This is a genomic window from Streptomyces sp. ME19-01-6, assembly GCF_033793745.1.
In the GTDB taxonomy this organism is placed as follows: Bacteria; Actinomycetota; Actinomycetes; order Streptomycetales; family Streptomycetaceae; genus Streptomyces.
In genome coordinates this window covers 1-19,912 of the sequence record NZ_JARAXF010000040.1, presented here as the reverse complement: position 1 = coordinate 19,912, position 19,912 = coordinate 1, and the positions used below count along the sequence as shown (strand labels likewise).

General features: G+C 73.5%; 16 protein-coding genes. 11 read left to right on the top strand and 5 right to left on the bottom strand.

Annotated features, from left to right (window positions below):
* Nucleotides 1–217: 217 nt before the first annotated feature.
* Both PV419_RS46040 and PV419_RS46035 read left to right on the top strand, forming a co-directional pair.
* Nucleotides 218–1,648 (top strand): NAD-dependent malic enzyme, encoded by a 1,431-nt coding sequence (locus tag PV419_RS46040; RefSeq protein WP_319699401.1) that lies wholly within the window; start codon nt 218–220, stop codon nt 1,646–1,648.
* A 263-nt stretch (nt 1,649–1,911) separates the two neighbouring features.
* Complete coding sequence (locus PV419_RS46035) at nt 1,912–2,193, top strand: HU family DNA-binding protein (RefSeq protein WP_014179130.1); 282 nt, start codon at nt 1,912–1,914, stop codon at nt 2,191–2,193.
* 205 nt (nt 2,194–2,398) lie between these two features.
* On the opposite strand, the gene murA is transcribed toward PV419_RS46035, so the two are convergent.
* Complete coding sequence (gene murA / locus PV419_RS46030; RefSeq protein ID WP_319699398.1) at nt 2,399–3,742, bottom strand: UDP-N-acetylglucosamine 1-carboxyvinyltransferase; 1,344 nt, start codon at nt 3,740–3,742, stop codon at nt 2,399–2,401.
* 239 nt (nt 3,743–3,981) lie between these two features.
* Here murA and PV419_RS46025 point away from each other — a divergent pair, with 239 nt between their 5' ends.
* From PV419_RS46025 to PV419_RS45985, 9 genes are all read left to right on the top strand, one after another.
* Nucleotides 3,982–4,587: a YqgE/AlgH family protein gene (locus tag PV419_RS46025; RefSeq protein WP_319699397.1), complete on the top strand. Its 606-nt coding sequence runs from the start codon at nt 3,982–3,984 to the stop codon at nt 4,585–4,587.
* A gap of 129 nt (nt 4,588–4,716) precedes the next feature.
* Nucleotides 4,717–5,004, top strand: a complete 288-nt coding sequence (locus tag PV419_RS46020) for a DUF3039 domain-containing protein (RefSeq protein ID WP_075200572.1) — start codon at nt 4,717–4,719, stop codon at nt 5,002–5,004.
* 97 nt (nt 5,005–5,101) lie between these two features.
* Complete coding sequence (locus PV419_RS46015; protein WP_319699393.1) at nt 5,102–5,632, top strand: hypothetical protein; 531 nt, start codon at nt 5,102–5,104, stop codon at nt 5,630–5,632.
* 80 nt (nt 5,633–5,712) lie between these two features.
* The gene (locus PV419_RS46010) at nt 5,713–7,383 is read left to right on the top strand and encodes a beta-N-acetylhexosaminidase (RefSeq protein WP_319699392.1); all 1,671 of its coding nucleotides are present in this window, start codon (nt 5,713–5,715) and stop codon (nt 7,381–7,383) included.
* A 274-nt stretch (nt 7,384–7,657) separates the two neighbouring features.
* Nucleotides 7,658–8,557 (top strand): FAD binding domain-containing protein, encoded by a 900-nt coding sequence (locus PV419_RS46005; RefSeq protein WP_319699390.1) that lies wholly within the window; start codon nt 7,658–7,660, stop codon nt 8,555–8,557.
* Complete coding sequence (locus tag PV419_RS46000; RefSeq protein WP_319699388.1) at nt 8,554–10,854, top strand: 2Fe-2S iron-sulfur cluster-binding protein; 2,301 nt, start codon at nt 8,554–8,556, stop codon at nt 10,852–10,854. Before PV419_RS46005 ends, PV419_RS46000 begins: the two co-directional genes overlap by 4 nt.
* Nucleotides 10,851–13,178, top strand: coding sequence for a xanthine dehydrogenase family protein molybdopterin-binding subunit (locus tag PV419_RS45995; RefSeq protein WP_319699386.1), 2,328 nt, complete (start codon nt 10,851–10,853; stop codon nt 13,176–13,178). The genes PV419_RS46000 and PV419_RS45995 overlap by 4 nt, the downstream gene beginning before the upstream one ends.
* A gap of 40 nt (nt 13,179–13,218) precedes the next feature.
* Nucleotides 13,219–13,944, top strand: a complete 726-nt coding sequence (locus PV419_RS45990) for a response regulator transcription factor (RefSeq protein WP_319699384.1) — start codon at nt 13,219–13,221, stop codon at nt 13,942–13,944.
* Nucleotides 13,941–15,629, top strand: coding sequence for a sensor histidine kinase (locus PV419_RS45985; RefSeq protein ID WP_319699382.1), 1,689 nt, complete (start codon nt 13,941–13,943; stop codon nt 15,627–15,629). Before PV419_RS45990 ends, PV419_RS45985 begins: the two co-directional genes overlap by 4 nt.
* A gap of 81 nt (nt 15,630–15,710) precedes the next feature.
* On the opposite strand, the gene PV419_RS45980 is transcribed toward PV419_RS45985, so the two are convergent.
* From PV419_RS45980 to PV419_RS45965, 4 genes are read right to left on the bottom strand one after another with little or no spacing between them, the layout of a single operon-like run.
* Nucleotides 15,711–16,934: an ABC transporter permease gene (locus tag PV419_RS45980; RefSeq protein ID WP_319699381.1), complete on the bottom strand. Its 1,224-nt coding sequence runs from the start codon at nt 16,932–16,934 to the stop codon at nt 15,711–15,713.
* Nucleotides 16,931–17,767 (bottom strand): ABC transporter ATP-binding protein, encoded by an 837-nt coding sequence (locus PV419_RS45975; protein ID WP_319699380.1) that lies wholly within the window; start codon nt 17,765–17,767, stop codon nt 16,931–16,933. Before PV419_RS45975 ends, PV419_RS45980 begins: the two co-directional genes overlap by 4 nt.
* Nucleotides 17,764–18,879 carry a peptidoglycan-binding domain-containing protein gene (locus PV419_RS45970; RefSeq protein ID WP_319699378.1) on the bottom strand — a complete coding sequence of 372 codons (1,116 nt, stop codon included), beginning with the start codon at nt 18,877–18,879 and terminating at the stop codon, nt 17,764–17,766. Before PV419_RS45970 ends, PV419_RS45975 begins: the two co-directional genes overlap by 4 nt.
* Before the next feature lie 26 nt (nt 18,880–18,905).
* Entirely contained in the window at nt 18,906–19,493 is a 588-nt protein-coding gene (locus tag PV419_RS45965; RefSeq protein WP_319699376.1) for a hypothetical protein, read from the bottom strand.
* Between the last annotated feature and the right edge of the window lie 419 nt (nt 19,494–19,912).

Genomic DNA, 19,912 nt, shown 5'->3' with positions numbered 1-19,912 from the left:
GTCCGCGTCAGCTGTTGAGGACGCGGGCCTCTTCTCGTTTCGTCTCGTTTCGTCGGAGTCCTCGCCGGGCTGAACAATATCTCCGAAACTCGAGCCCGGTTACCCGGTACCGGAAGGTAGGTGTAACCATCTGAAGACCACTGTCCGAGGGCAGACCGGCGAACCACCACCGCGCCCCGGGACAACCTGAAACAAGGGAAAGCAGAGGAAGTCGGCCATGGCAACGGCGCCCAGCGTCTCGTACTCGATGACGGTCCGGCTGGAGGTACCGGCGAGCGGCACGGCGGTCAGCCAGCTCACCACGGCCGTGGAATCCTCCGGCGGCTCGGTCACCGGCCTCGACGTGACCGCTTCCGGCCACGAGAAGCTCCGGATCGACGTCACCATCGCCGCGACCTCCACCGCGCACGCCGACGAGATCGTCGAGAAGCTGCGCGGCATCGAGGGGGTCTCGCTCGGCAAGGTCTCCGACCGTACGTTCCTGATGCACCTCGGCGGCAAGATCGAGATGTCGTCCAAGCACCCGATCCGCAACCGCGACGACCTGTCCATGGTCTACACCCCGGGCGTCGCCCGCGTCTGCCAGGCCATCGCCGAGAACCCCGAGGACGCCCGCCGCCTCACCATCAAGCGCAACAGCGTCGCGGTGGTCACCGACGGCTCCGCGGTCCTGGGCCTGGGCAACATCGGCCCCAAGGCCGCGCTGCCCGTCATGGAGGGCAAGGCGGCCCTCTTCAAGCGCTTCGCGGGCATCGACGCCTGGCCGCTCTGCCTGGACACCCAGGACAGCGATGAGATCGTCGCGATCGTCAAGGCCATCGCCCCCGGCTTCGCGGGCATCAACCTGGAGGACATCTCCGCCCCCCGCTGCTTCGAGATCGAGGCGCGGCTGCGCGAGGCGCTGGACATCCCGGTCTTCCACGACGACCAGCACGGCACCGCCATCGTGGTGCTCGCCGCCCTCACCAACGCGCTGCGCGTGGTCAACAAGAAGATCGGCGACGTGCGCGTGGTCATGTCCGGCGCGGGCGCGGCCGGCACCGCCATCCTCAAGCTGCTGATCGCCGCGGGTGTGCGGCACGCGGTCGTCGCGGACATCCACGGCGTCGTGCACGCCGGGCGCGCGGACCTGGCCGGCGCGAACGGCAACTCCGACATGACCGCGCTGCGCTGGATCGCCGAGAACACCAACCCCGAGGGCGTCACCGGCACCCTCAAGGAGGCCGTGCGCGGCGCCGACGTCTTCATCGGCGTCTCGGCCCCGAACGTCCTGTCCGGCGACGACGTGGCCGCCATGGCCGACGGCGCGATCGTCTTCGCACTGGCCAACCCCGACCCCGAGGTCGACCCGGCCATCGCCCGCCAGACCGCCGCGGTGGTCGCCACCGGCCGCTCCGACTTCCCGAACCAGATCAACAACGTGCTGGTCTTCCCGGGCGTCTTCCGTGGCCTGCTGGACGCGCAGTCGCGTACCGTGAACGACGACATGATGCTGGCCGCGGCCCGGGCACTCGCGGACGTCGTCCACGACGACGAGCTGAATGCCAACTACATCATCCCGAGCGTCTTCAACGACAAGGTGGCGGGCGCGGTCGCCGGCGCGGTGCGGGTCGCCGCCAAGGCTGTGACCGGTACCACGGGGGTCTAGGCGGGGCTCGGCGCGTCGTACGGCGCGTCGCGCGGCGTTCAGCCGATCGGGCCCCCATAGGGTGTCGGGCAGAAACGGCCGCCACGGCGCTTTTCGCGCGACTCACCAGGCCCCGGATTGGCTTTCCCGCCACAGGTGGGGGCAGGATGCGTTCCGGGCGCGAGGGTCTGAACAGTAGACCCGGGTCCGGGGACTGTCCGAGGGCCCTGGCAGCATCGGCTTCGATCTCACGCCTAATGGCAAGATGAACACGGGAGTACAACATGAACCGCAGTGAGCTGGTGGCCGCTCTGTCCGAGCGCGCCGAGGTGACCCGAAAGGACGCCGACGCCGTTCTGGCCGCCCTCGCCGAGGTGACCGGAGAGATCGTCGCCAAGGGCGACGAGAAGGTCACCATCCCCGGCTTCCTCACCTTCGAGCGCACCCACCGTGCCGCTCGCACCGCGCGCAACCCGCAGACCGGTGAGCCGATCGAGATCCCGGCCGGCTACAGCGTGAAGGTCTCCGCGGGCTCCAAGCTCAAGGAAGCCGCCAAGGGCAAGTAGGACCCCATACGAAAGGGGCGGCCACCTCATCGGAGGGTGGTCGCCCCTTTCGGCGTTCCTACGGCCTCTGAAGGCCGTTCCCGAGCCTTAGGAGGCCCCCTCGCCGCCCGGGAGCTCGACCTTGGCGCCCAGATCCCCCAGCTTGCTCATGCTGTGCCTGCCCGGGGGCAACCCCCGGACCCCCGGCCGGGGGCGGCGGCGGGGCTCAGGCAGTCTTTTCGCCGCCCGGGAGCTCGACCTTGGCGCCCAGATCCCCCAGCTTGCTCATGAAGTTCTCGTAGCCGCGGTTGATCAGGTCGATGCCGTGGACCCGGGACGTGCCCTGGGCCGCCAGGGCCGCGATGAGGTACGAGAAGCCGCCGCGCAGGTCGGGGATGACCAGGTCGGCGCCCTGCAGCTTGGTCGGGCCCGACACGACCGCCGAGTGCAGGAAGTTCCGCTGGCCGAAGCGGCAGGCGGAGCCGCCCAGGCACTCGCGGTAGAGCTGGATGTGCGCGCCCATCTGGTTGAGCGCGGAGGTGAAGCCCAGGCGCGACTCGTAGACCGTCTCGTGGACGATGGACAGCCCGGAGGCCTGGGTCAGGGCCACGACCAGGGGCTGCTGCCAGTCGGTCTGGAAGCCGGGGTGGACGTCGGTCTCCAGGGCGATGGCGTTGAGCTTGCCGCCCGGGTGCCAGAACCGTATGCCCTCGTCACCGATGTCGAAGGCGCCGCCGACCTTGCGGTAGGTGTTCAGGAAGGTCATCATCTCGCGCTGGCTGGCGCCGCGCACATAGATGCTGCCCTCGGTCGCGAGCGCCGCGCTCGCCCAGGAGGCGGCCTCCAGGCGGTCCGGGAGGGCGCGGTGGTTGTAGCCGCCGAGCTTGTCGACGCCGGTGATCCGGATCGTACGGTCCGTGTCCATGGAGATGATCGCGCCCATTTTCTGCAGGACGCAGATCAGGTCTTCGATCTCCGGCTCGACGGCCGCGTTGGAGAGTTCCGTCACACCCTCGGCGAGCACCGCGGTCAGCAGCACCTGCTCGGTGGAGCCGACCGACGGGTACGGCAGGCGGATCTTGGCGCCGCGCAGCCGGTGCGGGGCCTCCAGGTACTGGCCGTCCGCCCGCTTCTCGATCGTGGCGCCGAACTGGCGCAGCACGTCGAAGTGGAAGTCGATCGGCCGGCCGCCGATGTCGCAGCCGCCCAGGCCCGGGATGAAGGCGTGGCCGAGGCGGTGCAGCAGCGGGCCGCAGAAGAGGATCGGGATGCGTGAGGAGCCGGCGTGCGCGTCGATGTCCGCGACGTTCGCGCTCTCCACATGGGTCGGGTCCAGCACCAGCTCGCCGGCCTCGTCACCGGGGCGTACCGTGACGCCGTGCAGCTGCAGCAGCCCGCGCACCACCCGCACGTCGCGGATGTCGGGTACGTTGCGCAGCCGGCTCGGCCCGCTGCCGAGCAGCGCGGCGACCATGGCCTTCGGCACGAGGTTCTTCGCGCCTCGGACACGGATCTCGCCTTCGAGCGGGGTGCCGCCATGGACGAGCAGGACATCGTTCGAGCGGGTCATCTGGTCTCGCGTTCCTGGGACGGTCGGGGGGCAAGAGGCAAGAGTAATGGCCGCGGAGAGAGCCTCCATCTGACCGACGTACCCACCGAACGGACATGAATGTGTCACAACACGTTCGGTTCAAAGCAGAAAGCGTACGGTTACATGCGCCGTTCCTGCTGTCGTACGCCCCGACCTGCTCTCACATGGGACTCGTCTTCCACTCCCCCTCCGGGGCGAACATGCGGGATCATGTGTCCATGACCGAGGTGTCCTCGCTCACAGGACGGCTGCTTGTCGCGACACCGGCGCTGGCGGACCCGAACTTCGACCGTGCGGTGGTGCTCCTCCTCGACCACGACGAGGAGGGGTCGCTGGGCGTCGTGCTCAACCGCCCGACCCCGGTGGGGGTCGGCGACATCCTGGAGTCGTGGGCCGCGCTGGCCGGGGAGCCCGGAGTGGTGTTCCAGGGCGGCCCGGTATCGCTGGATTCCGCGCTGGGGGTCGCCGTGGTCCCCGGCGAGGCCGGGAGAGCCCCCGAGGCCGGGAGAGTCTCCGCGCCGGCCGAGGACGGCCCGCTCGGCTGGCGCCGGGTGCACGGCGCGATCGGGCTGGTCGACCTGGAAGCGCCGCCCGAACTGCTGGCCGCCGCCGTCGGCTCGCTGCGGATCTTCGCGGGCTACGCCGGATGGGGCCCCGGGCAGCTGGAGGACGAGCTCTCCGAGGGCGCGTGGTATGTCGTGGAGTCCGAGCCGGGCGATGTCTCCTCACCCGCCCCGGAGCGGCTGTGGCGGTCGGTGCTGCGCCGCCAGCGCAGCGAACTGGCGATGGTCGCCACGTATCCGGACGACCCTTCGCTCAACTAAGCCCCGCCTCCCCGATCTCTGCGGCGTCTTTGTGGTGTATCCGCGGCGTCTTCGCGGCGGCGACACCGGTCGGCGCCGCGGGAGGCGCTGATCCCTCGTTCGCTCGGGGCGTGAGTACCCTAGGGCTGTATGAGCACTCTTGAGCCCGAGCGCGGGGCAGGCACGGGGACCCTCGTTGAGCCGACACCTCAGGTGTCGCACGGTGACGGCGACCACGAGCGCTATGCCCATTACGTACAGAAGGACAAGATCATGGAGAGCGCGCTCTCCGGATCCCCGGTGGTCGCACTCTGCGGCAAGGTCTGGGTCCCGGGTCGCGACCCGAAGAAGTACCCGGTCTGCCCGATGTGCAAGGAGATCTTCGAGGGCATGGGCGCCGGCGGCGACAAGGGCAAGGACGGCGACGGCAAGAAGTAGCCCCTCCGCCCCGGCACCACCCGCCGGAGCCCCGCGCGCGGCACGCCCGGCCCGCGCCCCCGGACCAGGGGCGCAGGCCGGGCGTAGCACGCTGTGCGTGCCCACACGTCTCCCGCGTACGCACGACATACCGCCGTATTTGGCATATGCCGCGCACCTGACGGCGTACGGCCCCGGCGGCGCGGTGTACGCCGTTAGGGTCGCCCCTATGAGCGGGCGCGGGGAGAGCGGTGCCGAGCGGGCGGCCTACCTGGTGTTCGGGGCGCGAGAGATCGACGAACCAGGCGAGCCCGACGGGGAAGGGGCGGCCGGGTACCGCCAGTTCGAGAAGGACTGGGACGCCCAGCTGGAGCGGTGCGCGCGGCTGGCCGCCGAGCGCGGCTACCGCCCGGCGGGCAGCTGTGTCGTCTCGGCCGCCCAGCCCACCCTGCCCAGGCTGCTGGAGTGGGCCGACGAGCCGGGCTGCGAGATCGTGCTGATCGCGGGCCGCGACGTACTGGAGCGGATGCGGAGCTGCTGGCCGGACTGGGAGCAGGTGGTGGTCCGCCTGGCGGCGGCGGGGGCCCGGGTGGAGGCCGTGCCGGATCCCGAACCGTTCGGTCCGGCCGAGGAGTTGCCGGGCGCCTGAGCGCCGCGGACTGCTGCGGGCCGGGAAGCCGTGAAAGGGTGAGCTTCGCCATGAAGCCCCCTGCCATGGAGCCGCCCGCCATGAACCCAGCGGATCTGATCCCGGCGCCCCGCGTCGCGCGCGAGCTTCAGTCCGGCGCCCGCTACCCCGTGGACGCCGAGACCCTGCTGCACGCGGGCCCGGGCACCGAGGCCACCGCGCGCTGGCTGAGGGCCACCGTCGGCGCCGCGACCGGCCTGCCGCTCGGGCCCGGTGAAGAGATCCTGCTCCAGATCGCCCCCGAGACCGAGCGGAAGCTCGGCCCGGAGGGCTATCGCCTCACCATCGACGGCTACGGCGTGATCCGGATCGAGGGCGGCGGCCCGGCCGGGGTCTTCTGGGGCGCGCAGACCTTCCGCCAACTGCTCGGTCCCGACGCGTTCCGGCGCGCGCCGATCGCGAGCCGGGAGGAGTGGACGGTGCCTTGCGTGCTGATCGAGGACGCCCCGCGCTTCGCCTGGCGCGGCCTGATGCTGGACGTCGCGCGTCACTTCATGCCCAAGGGCGACGTCCTCGACTACGTCGACCTGATGGCCGCGCACAAGCTCAATGTGCTGCATCTGCACTTGACCGACGACCAGGGCTGGCGCCTGGAGATCCGCCGCTACCCCAGGCTCACCGAGGTCGGCGCCTGGCGCGAACGCACCAAATTCGGGCACCGCGACTCACCGCTGTGGGACGAGCGCCCGCACGGCGGCTACTACACCCAGGACGACATCCGCGAGATCGTCGCCTACGCCGCCGAGCGGCACATCACCGTCGTCCCGGAGATCGACGTCCCCGGGCACTCTCAGGCCGCCATCGCCGCGTACCCGGAACTGGGGAACGCCGACGCCGTCGACACCGCCTCCCTCGGAGTCTGGACCACCTGGGGCGTCAACCCGAACGTACTCTCACCCGCCGACACCACGCTGCGCTTCTACGAGAACGTCCTCGAGGAGGTCCTGGAGCTCTTCCCGGGCACCTTCGTCCACCTCGGCGGCGACGAGTGCCCCAAGGAGCAGTGGCGGGCCTCCCCGGCCGCCCAGGACCGCATCCGGGAGCTGGGCCTGGCCGACGAGGACGAGCTGCAGAACTGGTTCCTGGGCCACTTCGGCCGCTGGCTGGCCGAGCGCGGCCGCCGCCTGATCGGCTGGGACGAGATTCTGGAAGGCAGCGCGGTCAGCGGCCTGGGGGCCGACCTGCCCGAGGGCGCCGCCGTGTCGTCCTGGCGCGGCTACGCGGGCGGCATCGCGGCCGCCCGCGCCGGTCACGACGTCGTCATGTGTCCCAAACAGCACGTCTACTTCGACTACCGCCAGGCCGCCGGCGACGACGAGCCGGTCCCCATCGGCTACGTACGCACCCTGGAGGACGTCTACCGCTTCGAGCCGGTTCCGCCCGAGCTCACCGGCGCGGAGGCGGAGCGCGTGCTCGGCGCTCAGGCCAACGTCTGGACGGAGGTGCTGGAGGACCGGCGGCGCGTCGACTACCAGACCTTCCCCCGCCTCGCCGCCTTCGCCGAAGCCGTCTGGTCGCCGCTTCCGCCCCCGTCCGAGCGGGACTTCGCGGGCTTCCGGGAGCGCATGACGGCCCACTACGCGCGCCTTGACGCGCTCGGCGTGGACTACCGGCCCCCCGGCGGCCCGCGCCCCTGGCAGCGGCGCCCCGCCCCCGAAGGAATGGTGGGCGGCCTCGGACGTCCGATCGACGGGTCGCCCCCGATCGTGTGAGGCACGCCGGAAGGTGCGCCCTGAGGCGGGTCGCCCCTGGGACCGTGGTCCCCGGCTCAACCCCAAGTCGTACAAGGGTCCCTGAAACGTGGCAATCCACATCTGGCGGAGACGTCGTCTGAAACCCGTACCATCCCCCTGGTCGGGGACGGATCCATGCTTCACGGACCCTCGCGACGGCGGACTCGGAAGATGTGCCAGAGTTGCCACGTCCGGGCTGTCAGCACGTACCGTACGGCGCAACAGCCGGGACACCGGGGAAGGGGCAGCTGGGTTGACCACGCACGCACCGCAGGCGGCGCACACGGTGACGTTGCCGGGCACGCTCGACGAGGCCGTGGCGGCGCTGGCCGCCATGCCCGCCGCCGTACCCGTCGCGGGCGGCACCGATCTGATGGCCGCCGTCAACTCCGGGCTGCTGCGGCCCGCCGCTCTCGTCGGCCTCGGCCGGATCAGCGAGATCCGCGGCTGGCGCTACCTGGACGGCCACGCCCTGCTCGGCGCCGGACTCACCCACGCCCGCATGGGCCGCCCCGACTTCGCCGCGCTCATCCCGGCGCTGGCCGCCGCCGCGCGCGCCGCCGGGCCGCCGCAGATCCGCAACGCCGGCACGCTCGGCGGCAACATCGTCACCGCCGCCCCCACGGGCGACGCGCTGCCGGTGCTCGCCGCGCTGGAGGCCACGGTCGTCATCGCCGGGCCCGAAGGCTCGCGCCGTGAGATTCCGGTCAGCCATCTGCTGGCCGGTGTCGAGATGCTGGGGCCCGGCGAACTCGTCGGCTTCGTACGCGTGCCGATCCTGCACGCCCCCCAGGCGTTCCTCAAGGCCACCGGGCGCACCGGCCCGGGCCGGGCCACGGCCTCGGTCGCCGTCGTCCTGGACCCGGCGCGGCGGGGCGTGCGCTGCGCGGTCGGCGCGGTCGCGCCCATGCCGCTGCGTCCGCTGGAGGCCGAGCGCTGGGTCGCCTCGCTCATCGACTGGGACGGCGACCGGGGGCGCCTGGACCCGCAGGTGACCGTGGCCTTCGGCGAGTACGTCGCCGCCGCCTGCATTCCCGACCCGGCTCCGCCGGCGGACGGCTCCGAGCCGGTGCCCCTGCCGCCCGCCGCCATCCATCTGAGGCGTACGGTGTCAGCCTTGGCCCGCCGAGCATTGGGGAGGGCACTCGCGTGAGTGACGAACAGCAGCCGCACCGGCCGGAACCCGGGAGCGGGTGGCAGCCGATGCCGCACGGCCCCGAGTACGACGCGGAGGCCACCGGCTTCCTGCAGCTGCCGCCCGACCACTCGCACCAGGACCCGGCCGCCCACACGGGCGGATGGGACCCGCTCGCGGCCCCCGGCACCGGCTATACCCCGCCGCCCGTGACGGGCGGGCCCGGCGCGCCCTCGCAGGGCGGCCAGTGGCAGCCGACGGCCCACGGGCCCGGCGCGCCCGCCGACCCTTCCGGGACCGGGCACTGGGCCGTGCCGATGGCTTCCGGCGCCGACGACTCCGGGCAGTGGGTCCAGCCCGGCCCGGGCGGCGACCCGGCGGGCGGATCCGGCGACTCGGGCGAGTACGCGTACGGGGAACACCAGGACCCGCACGGCTCGCATGACCCGCACGGCCCGCACACGACCGCGCAGTGGCACCTGCCCGGCGCGGGGCAACACCCGGGGCAGCCGGGGCAGCCCGGCCAGACCGCCCAGTGGTCGATCCCGTTCGCCGCCGACGAGGGCGTCGACGAGACCGGCGTCTACCAGGTGAACGACCCGGCGGCCGCGGCCCAGTGGCAGGTGCCCGAGTCGCCCGGCGGCCAGTGGACCGTCCCGGCCGCGGGTGACGAGGGCGTCGACGAGACCGGCGCATACCCAATCGACGACCGCACCGGCCCGGCGACGCGTCCGTACGGCGCGCATGACACCGCGCAGTGGACGATGCCCTTCGCGGACGGCGCGCCGGAGCAGCAGGGCCCGCACCAGGACCAGCGCCCGCACCACGACCAGCGGCAGGGTCGGCCGGAGCAGCCGGGCCAGCCCGGTCAGCAGCACGGCCAGCCCGGTCAGTGGTCGATTCCGGTCGCCGGTGACGACGCCGCCGCCGAGGACTCCGGCGAGTACGTGCTCGGCGACCACGCCGTCCGTGGCGGCCCCGCGGCCCCGACGCAGACAGGCAGGGGCCCCGCACGGCGGCGCCTGAGGCTCCCCGGGGGCGCCGACGTGCCCGTCGAGCACTCCGGCGTGCCCACCCCGCCGCACGGCAGCGCCGCGTCCGGCGCGCTGTCCACTCCGGCGGCGGGCACCGAGGTGCCCGAGGTGGACGACTGGCCCGAAGAGTTGACGCACGGCGGCCAGGGCGGCCCGGCCGGGGCCGACGGTCACGCGGGCCAGGCGACCCCGCCGCACGGCGTGGCGCCCGTGGGCGCCCGGGGCGGGTTCATGGACGACGGCTACGACGGCCATGACGGCCCGGTCGGGGCCGAGGGTCACGCGGCCCAGGCGACCCCGCCGCACGGTGTCGTGGCCGAGGCCGAGGGGCTCGTCCCTGAGGCGCTTGAGGCGGCTGAGGTTCCCCAGGCCCCGCAGGCGCCCACCGACCCCGTACAGGCCGGGGAATCGGCCGAGTTGGCGCTGGACGGCCACGGCGCGTCCCTCCCCGGAGCCGGAGTCGAAACCGACCCGTCGGTCGAGGACGTCGAAGGCGCCGCGGACGCCGAGCCCGCCGACGGCGAGGAGCAGCCCACCGCCGCGGCCGATCTGGCGGACACAGCGGACGCCGACGCCCAAGCGGACCCCGACACGGCCCTCGACACGGACCCCGACACGGCCCTCGACACGGCCCCCCAGGCCGACAGCGAGCACCCCAGCGCCTCCTACGTCCTGCACGTCAACGGCACCGACCGCCCCGTCACCGACGCCTGGATCGGCGAGTCGCTGCTGTACGTGCTGCGCGAGCGCCTGGGCCTGGCCGGGGCCAAGGACGGCTGCTCGCAGGGCGAGTGCGGGGCCTGCTCCGTCCAGGTCGACGGGCGGCTGGTCGCCTCGTGCCTGGTGCCCGCCGCGACCGCCGCGGGCTGTGAGGTCCGTACGATCGAGGGCCTGGCCGTGGACGGGCAGCCCTCGGACGTGCAGCGCGCGCTGGCCGCCTGCGGGGCGGTGCAGTGCGGGTTCTGCGTGCCGGGGATGGCCATGACCGTGCACGACCTGCTGGAGGGCAACCACTCCCCGACCGACCTGCAGACCCGGCAGGCGATCAGCGGCAACCTGTGCCGCTGCTCCGGCTACCGCGGGGTGGTGGGCGCGGTCCGCGAGGTCGTCGCGGGCCGGGAGGCGGCGGCCGCGGCCGCCGCGGAGGAGGACGCGGCGCCGGACGGCGGGCAGGACGCCGCCGCCCGCATTCCGCACCAGGCGGGCCCGCCGGGCATGAACGGCACCGGCGACGGGGGCTTCGACGGCAGCGGCACGGGCAGCGGGAGGGCGACGGCATGACTGGAATCGCGGACGGCACCGGCGCCGCCACCGCAACCCCCGCCGCCGGAGTCCCCCTCACGCCCAAGGAGCCGCCGACCATCGGCCTCGGGATGTCGCTGCAGCCCGCGGACTCGGCGGCCAAGACCTCCGGCACCTTCCCGTACGCCGCCGACCTGTGGGCCGAGGGGCTGCTGTGGGCCGCCGTGCTGCGCTCCCCGCACCCGCACGCCCGCATCGTCTCCATCGACACCGCGTCCGCCGCCCAGATGCCGGGCGTACGGGCCGTGGTGACCCACGCCGACGTGCCCGGCGACGCCGCGCACGGCCGCCGCGTCGCCGACCGCCCCGTCTTCGCCAAGGACCTGGTCCGCCACCACGGCGAGCCGATCGCCGCGGTCGCCGCCGACCACCCCGACACCGCCCGGCTGGCCGCCGCGGCCATCGCCGTCGAGTACGAGGTCCTGGAGCCGGTCACCGACCCCGAGCAGGCGTTCGCCGCCGAGCCGCTGCACCCCGACGGCAATCTGGTCCGCCACATCCCGCTGCGCTTCGGCGACCCGGACGTGGTCGGCGAGGTCATCGCGGAGGGCCTGTACCGGATCGGCCGTCAGGACCCGGCGCCCATCGGCGCCGAGGCGGGCCTGGCCGTGCCCCGCCCCGACGGCGGCGTGGAGATCTATACGGCCTCCACCGACCCGCACGCCGACCGCGACCTGGCCGCCGCCTGCTTCGGCCTGGAGCCGGAGCGGGTCAAGGTCGTGGTCACGGGCGTGCCGGGCGCCATGGGCGAGCGCGAGGACCCCGGCATGCAGCTGCCGCTCGGGCTGCTCGCGCTGCGCACCGGCCACCCGGTCAAGCTGGCCGCGACCCGCGAGGAGTCCTTCCTCGGCCACGCCCACCGCCACCCGACGCTGCTGCGCTACCGCCACCACGCCGACGCCGAGGGCAAGCTGGTGAAGGTCGAGGCGCAGATCCTGCTGGACGCGGGCGCGTACGCCGACTCCTCCGCGGACGCGCTGGCCGCCGCGGTGTCCTTCGCCTGCGGCCCGTACGTCGTGCCGCACGCGTTCATCGAGGGCTGGGCGGTGCGCACCAACAACCCGCCCTCCGGCCATGTCCGCGGCGAGGGCGCGATGCAGGTGTGCGCCGCGTACGAGGGCCAGATGGACAAGCTGGCGGCCAAGCTGGGCCTCGACCCCGCCGAGATCCGGCTGCGCAACGCCATGGCGACCGGCGATCTGCTGCCCACCGGCCAGACCGTCACCTGTCCGGCCCCGGTCGCCGAACTGCTGCGCGCCGTGCGGGACGCCCCGCTGCCGCCGCTCCCCAAGGACGACCCCGAGGAGGAGTGGCTGCTGCCCGGCGGTCCCGAGGGCGCGGGCGAGCCGGGCGCGGTGCGGCGCGGCGTCGGCTACGCCCTGGGCATGGTGCACATGCTCGGCGCCGAGGGGGCCGACGAGGTCTCCACGGCCACGGTCAAGGTCGTCGGCTCGGTGGCCACCGTCATCTGCGCGGCCGTCGAGACCGGCCAGGGCTTCACCACCCTGGCCCGCCAGATCGTCCAGGACGTCCTCGGCATCGAGGAGGTGCATGTCGCGCCGGTCGACACGGACCAGCCCCCGGCCGGCCCGGCGTCGCGCGGCCGCCACACCTGGGTGTCGGGCGGGGCGGTCGAGCGGGCCGCGAAGATGGTCCGCACCCAGCTGCTGCAGCCGCTCGCGCACAAGTTCGGCATGTCGACGGAGCTGTTGACCATCGCCGACGGCAAGATCACCTCGTACGACGGGGTGCTCAGCACCACCGTCGACGAGGCCCTGGAGGGCAAGGAGCTGTGGGCCACCGCGCAGTGCCGCCCGCACCCCACCGAGCCGCTGGACGAGACGGGCCAGGGCGACGCGTTCGTCGGCCTCGCCTTCTGCGCGATCCGCGCCGTGGTCGACGTCGACATCGAGATCGGCGCGGTGCGGGTGGTGGACATGACGGTCGCCCAGGACGTGGGCCGGGTGCTCAACCCCCGCCAGCTGGCGGCCCGGATCGAGGCGGGCGTCGCCCAGGGCATCGGCGCGGCTCTCACCGAGAACCTGCGCACCTCCCGCGGCGTGGTCCGCCACCCGGACCTCACCGGCTACACCCTGCCGACCGCCGTGGACGTCCCCGACATCCGCATCGCCAAACTCGTCGAGGAACGGGACGTGGTCGCCCCCTTCGGCGCCAAGGCCGCCAGCGCGGTGCCGGTGGTCACCACCCCGGCGGCGGTGGCCGCCGCGGTCCGCTCGGCGTCCGGCCGCCCGGTCAACAGGCTGCCGATCCGGCCCCAGTCGGCGGTCGTCAACAGAACCTGATCACGGCCGAGGGGGATCTGAGGGGATCTGAGGGGGGCTGTTGAGCGCGCGCATCCTGGTCGCCGAAGACGACGAGAAACAGGCGCGGCTGATCCGGATCTATCTGGAGCGGGAGGGGAACGCCGTCCAGATCGTCCACGACGGCCGCTCGGCGATCGACCGGGCCAGGGCCTCCCGCCCCGACCTCATCGTGCTCGACGTGATGATGCCGCAGGTCGACGGCCTGGACGTGTGCCGCATCCTGCGCACCGAGTCCCAGGTCCCGATCCTGCTGCTGACCGCGCGCTCCACTGAGGAGGACATGCTCCTCGGACTCGACCTCGGCGCCGACGACTACATGACCAAGCCGTACAGCCCCCGGGAGCTGACCGCCCGCGTCCGGGCCCTGCTGCGGCGGTCCCGGGCCGCCGCGGGGGAGCCGACGGTCATCCGGGCCGGGGCGCTGGAGATCGACACCGCGCGCTTCGAGGTGCGGCTGGCGGGCGAGGTGATCGGGCTGACCGGCAAGGAATTCGCCGTCCTGGCCCTGCTGGCGGGCGAGCCGGGGCGTGCCTTCACCCGGGCGCAGATCATCGACCGGGTCTTCGGCTTCGAGCAGAACGTATTGGAGCGCACCGTGGACGCGCATGTGATGAACCTGCGCCGCAAGCTGGAGCGCGGGCCTGGTGCGCCCCGCATGGTGGAGACCGTCTACGGGCGTGGTTATCGGCTGGCGGATGCGAGCCCGAGCCCGAGCCCGGACCCGGCCCCGGGCTCAGCTCGATGAGCTTCCGGCTGCGGGCGCTCGCCCTGGTCATGCTGCTCGTGGTCGCCGCGACCGTGGCCACCGCCTGGCTGACGCTGCGCCAGGCATCGCGGCAGGCGAACGAGACCGCCGCCGCGGACCGCGCCGACATCAACCGCGTCACGAGCGAGTTGCGCCAGTACGGCCTGCGGCACGGCACCTGGGACGGCGTCGGGTCCGCCGTGCGCGAGCTGTCCGCCGACACCGGGCAGCGCATACGGGTCACCATCGCGACCGGCTCCGGAGCGCCGCTGGCCGACTCGGACGTCCTGATGGGCCGTGAGCCCCGCAGGACCGGCCCGGGCGCGCCGCTCCTGGTGGACCCGCGCCCCGGGCTGCGACTGCCCGACGGGCTGGTTCCGGTGGCGGCGTTCAAGTTCACCATCACCGAGATCTCCAAATACCGCTCCGGGACGGCGTACGCGGCGTGTCTGACCCGCAACGGCTTCGAGGTGACGGTCGGGCGGGACGACCATGGCGTGCCGACGTACTCGGCGGGCCGGAAGACGGGAAGCGGCGGCACATCGGCGTCGCGCGGATCCTGTCAGCGGCCTGAGCCGACACCGGCGCAGTTCACCCGGTACGACAAGGCCGCGAGGCCCTGTGTGTCGGCCACGGACGAGGGGATCATCCCCTGCCTCCAGCGGATCTTCGCCGAGCAGATCAGCGACGCCGCCCCGGCGCCGCTCGAAGTCCGCCTCGGCGCCCTCGACGAGCCGCCGTCCGCCCTCGCCGCCGCGCCCGCGGTCACGGTGGCCGTGGCCGTCGCGGTGGCGGCCATCCTCGGCGCGCTGCTGCTCAGCCGGACGGTGCTCCGCCCCGTCAGCGCCCTGACCGCGGCCTCCCACGGCCTCGGTGAGGGCGACCTGGCCCGGCGGGTGCCCGTGACCGGCCGGGACGAGATCGCCGAACTCGGCCGGTCCTTCAACCGCATGGCCGAATCGCTGCAGGCCAGCGAGGAGCGTCAGCGCAGGCTCGTCGGCGATGTCGCGCACGAGCTGCGCACCCCGCTGGCCAACCTGCGGGGCTATCTGGAGGCACTGCGCGACGGCGTCGTCGACCCGGAACCCGAGCTGCTGGACTCGCTCCACGAGGAGGTCCTGCTCCAGCAGCGGATCGTCGACGACCTTCAGGACCTGGCGCTCGCCGAGGCGGGCGCGCTCACCTACCACCGCGAGGACATCCGCCTGGGCGATCTGCTGGAGACCTGCCGCACCGCCCACCGGGCCCAGGCCGAGCGCGCCGGCGTCGCCCTCACCGTCGAGACGCCGGGCGGCGACCCCGTGTACGCGCACGCCGACGCGGACCGGCTGCGGCAGGCCGTCGGCAATCTGGTGAGCAACGCCGTACGGGCCACCGCGCCCGGCGGCACCGTCCGGCTGTCCCTGGCGCGCCGCGGCGCGGGGGCCGTCGTACAGGTGAGCGACACCGGGCACGGCATCCCCGCCGAACACCTGCCGCACGTCTTCGACCGCTTCTGGCGGGCCGACGCCGCGCGGGGGAGGGCCACCGGCGGCAGCGGGCTCGGACTGTCCATCGCCCGTCAGATCGTGAAGGACCATCAGGGCACGATCGGGGTGGAGAGCGCGGTCGGGGTCGGCACCACGTTCACCCTCGCGCTCCCCACGGCCGCCGCCCCCGCCGTCCCCATCGACCCCGCCCTCTGACCCGGCCGGCTCGGGGCCCGGCGGCGGCGCCGGCGACCGGCCGGCTCGGAACGCGGCAGCCGCGCTGGTGACCGGGCCCGCTCAGGACCCGGCGAGGGCCTGGGTCGGGGCCAGCCGCCCGGCCCGTATCGCCGGGTACAGCCCGGCCAGCGCCCCGATGGCGAGCGTCACCCCCACCCCGGCCGCGGTGGCCCACAACGGCACCTCGGTGGGCCAGCCCCGCACCCCCGCGTACACGGCGGTGATGCCCGTGCCCAGCACCGCCCCGGCCGCCCCGCCCAGCGCGCACAGCAGCAGCGACTCGGTGACGAACTGCCCCCGGATCTGCCCGCTGGTGGCGCCCAGCGCCCTGCGCAGCCCGATCTCCGGGCGGCGCTCCAGCACGGAGATGACCATGGTGTTGCCCACCCCCACGCCCCCCACGAGCAGCGCCACCCCGCCGAGCCCCAGGAGCAGCCCGGTCAGCGCCGACTCGGCCGCCTCGCGCGCGGCCAGCGCGTCCGAGGGCCGCGAGACCACCACCTGATCCGGGTGCTCGGGGTTCGCGGTCGCCGCGAGCACCTCGCGTACGGCCGTCACCCGGCTGTCCTCCGTACGGACGTACACGGTCGACGGGTGGCCGTCGAAGCCCAGATACCGCTGGGCCGCGGGCCAGCCGACCAGCGCCGCCTGATCGAGCTCGGGCGCCAGCGGCACCGGATCCGCGATGCCCACCAGGGAGAACCAGGTGCCGCCCAGCCACAGCCGGGTGCCCGGGGTGTGCACATCCAGCCGCCGGGCCGCATTCCGGCCGAGCACCATCCCCGGGTACTCGGCGGTGGCCGAGTCCAGCCATCTGCCCGTACGGACCTTCCCGCCCACCGCGGCCAGCAGCCGCGGCTCGGCCGCCAGCACCTCGATGCTGCCGGTGCGCCCGCTGGGGATGTACTCGTTCCGGTACACCTTGGCGTCCTCGACCGCGCCCGTCGCGGCGACCTGCCGCACCGGCCCGATGCGCCGGATCATCGCCGGGGCCTCCTCGGGCAGCCGGGCGCTCTCCCCCTGCGTGGACTGGCCGCCCTGACCGGGGACGACGCGCAGGAGGTTGGTGCCCAACCGGTCGATCCTGCGGTCCACCTCCGCCCGCCCGGACATGGAGATCCCGACCACCGAGAGCATCGCGGCCACGCCGATCGCGATGCCCAGCGCGGACAGGAGCACGCGCAGCGGGCGGGTACGCAGCCCGGTGCCGCCCAGGCGGACGAAGTCCGCGGGCCGCAGCCGGGCGGGCCGCAGCCGCCGACTTCCTCCCTCCCGCCGACTCATGGCCGCCTCCCGGAGGAGGCCGCGTCCGCCGCGGCTGACGGCGCTGGCGGGGCTGCCGCGTCTGTCGGGTGGGGTGGGGGCGCCGGGGTTGGCGCGCTCGCCAGGGGTGCCGCGCTCGCCGAGTGGGCGGAGCTCGCCAGTCGTGCCGCGCCCGCCCCGTCTGCCCCGCTGTCGGCGACGATCCGCCCGTCGCGGATCTCCACCCGCCGGTCCAGCGCCGCGGCCAGCTCACGGTCGTGGGTGATCACCACCACCGTCGTACCGGCCGCGTGCAGCTCCCGCAGCAGCTCCAGCACCGCCGCGCCCGAGGCCGAGTCGAGATTGCCGGTCGGCTCGTCGGCCAGCAGCAGCGCGGGCTCCCCGACCACCGCCCGGGCCACAGCGGCCCGCTGGCGCTCGCCGCCCGACAGCTGATGGGGCAGATGGCCGGACCGGTGGCCCAGCCCCACCCGGGCCAGCGCCTCCGAGGCCCTGCGCCGGCGCTCCCGCAAGGGCACGCCCGCGTACAGCAGCCCGTCGGCCACCGTGTCCAGGACCGGCACCCCGACCGCCAGATGGAACTGCTGGAACACAAAGCCGATCCGCTGCGCCCGCAGCGCGGAGAGCTCCCGGTCGGACAGCCGGGCCACGTCGTGGCCGTCGACCGTGACCCGCCCGGCGCTCGGCCGGTCGAGCGTGCCCATCAGGTGCAGCAGGCTTGACTTGCCGGAGCCTGACGGGCCGACGACGGCGACCAACTCCCCGGAGCGGATCAGCAGATTCGTGTCACGGACCGCCTCGACCCCGCCGGGATAGGTCTTCGTGACCGCCTCGAAGGTGACGACGGGTCTCATTCGGGGATCCTCACCTTCATGCCCTCGCGTACGGCGGACCCGCTGACCTCGACCTTGCCGTTCGCGAACAGACCGGTCTCGACGGCGACGAACCGACTGCCCTTCTTCTCGCCGTCGCCGTCGGCGAGTTCGAGCCCGTGGCCGCCCTCGGCGAGTGCCACCAGCGCGGCCACGGGCACGGTCAGCACGTTCTCGCGCTTGCGCCCGACGTAGCGGATGGTCACGGGTGAACTGTCCAGCTTCCCCAAGGCCTTCTGGTCGCTGATACGGATCAGCACCGGAACAGTGGCGTTCTTGGCCGAGCCCCCGCCCCCGCCCGCGTCGCCGCCCCCGTCGCCGCCCTCGGCCCCGGCCCCCGCACCCTGCGAGGGGGAGGCGTCCTGGCCGATCTCGGCCACGCGCCCCTTGACCGAATGCCCGTCCGGCAGCTCGACGGTCAGCTGACGGCCCCGCTCCGCCCAGCCGGTGTCCCCGGCCGACGCCTCGACGGTCACCATCCGGGACGTGCTGGTGTAGCTCAGCACGTCCCCCGTGGCCTGGCCCCCCACCCGCGCGCTGGTGCGCGCGACCCGGATCGGGCCGGGTACGTACGCCACGTCCCCGATGCCCACCTTGCCGGTCCTGGGCCTGCCCAGGTCCCGCTGCCAGCGCTTGACGGCGTCGGCGGTCAGCTGCGAGTACGTGTCGTCCACGGTGAAGCCGGAGTAGCCGAGCGCGGCCAGGTTGGACTCGAACTGCCGGACGTCCAGGCCCCGGAAGGGCCGGTCCGCGTCCCGGCCGACCGCCAGCTCCCGGTACATCGGCAGATCCCCGTAAAGCAGCACGACGGGCCGCTCGTCCACCCGCAACAGCGTCTCGCCGCGCGCCACGGTCTTCTCCGGCGTCGGCAGCCAGGTGATGGTGCCCTCCGCCCGCACCTGGAAGGGCACCTCGGCCCCGTGGTCCAGCGTCCCGTCGACCTCCGTCTCGTCGACCAGCGTGGCCCGCGTGACCCGCACCGTGCCGCCGTCGCGCCCGGAGCCCGACCCGCCGGAGCCCGAACCGTCCCCGCCGCCGAGCCCCAGCGCGCCCACCACCGCCACGGCGGTGACGAGCACGGCCCCGGCCCCCACGAGTAGGGACCTGCGCCCGGCGCCCATCAGCCCTTGCCCTTGCCGGGGTTGGCCGGGCGCCCGATGATGTGCGCACAGGTGCGGGTGGCCCGCTTGGCGCCCGCCGACGTCTGGTCCCACATCTTCTCGTCGAAGTAGCCCTCGTCGTCGGTGTCCGGAAAGTCCGGGGCCCCGCTCTCCTGCATGCACTTCGCGTAGCGCTTCTTGGTCGCTATCTCCTTGGCGGACAGCTCCGGGCGGGTCTCCTTCTCCAACTCCTCGGGCAACGGGAGCGAGTATTCCGCGCACTTCTCCTGTGCCTGGCGGAACGTGGGGTCCGCCTTCAACTCCCGCGCATCGCCGAACTCGATGCGCCCCTTCGCATCCGGGTCGGGGACGTCGACCCCCTTGTCCCGCAGGCACTCGGCGTATTTGCGCTGCCCCTCGACGTACCGCGCGACCTCGCCTTCGCCGCCCTTCGCCGCACCGGACGCGCGCTTGCCGCCCTGGGCCGAGGCCACCTCGTCCCCGTCCCCGCCGCCCCCACCACACCCGGTCAGCCCCAGTGCCACCACCGACACCACCACGGCCGGCCACACCCGGGCCGCGAACCGCCGACGCGCACATGCCTTCATGGATACAGATCCCTCACCACTCGTGACCGCCCGGACGCTGGTGCGGCCGGGCGGGCTTGAACGTATGAGGGGCCCTATGAAGAACCTATGAAGAAGCCATCAAGAACCGACGCGGGAGCCGCCACCGCCGCGCCGCACTGGCTTTATCGAGCAGTAGTGGGTTCTGGCACAGATCTTGGGGAGCGGTCACAGAGCGTCATCCCGGTGTTCGATTGCGCGTGTCGGTTCGCGTGAGACCGCGTACGCCCTGCCGTCTGACATGCAGGAGTGACGCTCCGTCAGGTCTGGGACGATCTCTACCTTTGATCTTGCGCAGTGCGCCGGCCTGAAGGACTCTGCTGGCAAAGGCGTAATTCGGGCGCTCAGGCCGCGAGGATGAGGGCTTCGAGGTGGGAGGTGCGGGTTCCGCCGAGAGGGGT

What these genes read in the sequence shown, in the direction of transcription:
- PV419_RS46040 (WP_319699401.1), top strand. Translation starts at nt 218, where the DNA reads ATGGCAACGGCGCCCAGCGTCTCGTACTCGATGACGGTCCGGCTGGAG.
- PV419_RS46035 (WP_014179130.1), top strand. Translation starts at nt 1,912, where the DNA reads ATGAACCGCAGTGAGCTGGTGGCCGCTCTGTCCGAGCGCGCCGAGGTG.
- murA (WP_319699398.1), bottom strand. Translation starts at nt 3,742, where the DNA reads ATGACCCGCTCGAACGATGTCCTGCTCGTCCATGGCGGCACCCCGCTC.
- PV419_RS46025 (WP_319699397.1), top strand. Translation starts at nt 3,982, where the DNA reads ATGACCGAGGTGTCCTCGCTCACAGGACGGCTGCTTGTCGCGACACCG.
- PV419_RS46020 (WP_075200572.1), top strand. Translation starts at nt 4,717, where the DNA reads ATGAGCACTCTTGAGCCCGAGCGCGGGGCAGGCACGGGGACCCTCGTT.
- PV419_RS46010 (WP_319699392.1), top strand. Translation starts at nt 5,713, where the DNA reads ATGAACCCAGCGGATCTGATCCCGGCGCCCCGCGTCGCGCGCGAGCTT.
- PV419_RS45995 (WP_319699386.1), top strand. Translation starts at nt 10,851, where the DNA reads ATGACTGGAATCGCGGACGGCACCGGCGCCGCCACCGCAACCCCCGCC.
- PV419_RS45985 (WP_319699382.1), top strand. Translation starts at nt 13,941, where the DNA reads ATGAGCTTCCGGCTGCGGGCGCTCGCCCTGGTCATGCTGCTCGTGGTC.
- PV419_RS45980 (WP_319699381.1), bottom strand. Translation starts at nt 16,934, where the DNA reads ATGAGTCGGCGGGAGGGAGGAAGTCGGCGGCTGCGGCCCGCCCGGCTG.
- PV419_RS45975 (WP_319699380.1), bottom strand. Translation starts at nt 17,767, where the DNA reads ATGAGACCCGTCGTCACCTTCGAGGCGGTCACGAAGACCTATCCCGGC.
- PV419_RS45965 (WP_319699376.1), bottom strand. Translation starts at nt 19,493, where the DNA reads ATGAAGGCATGTGCGCGTCGGCGGTTCGCGGCCCGGGTGTGGCCGGCC.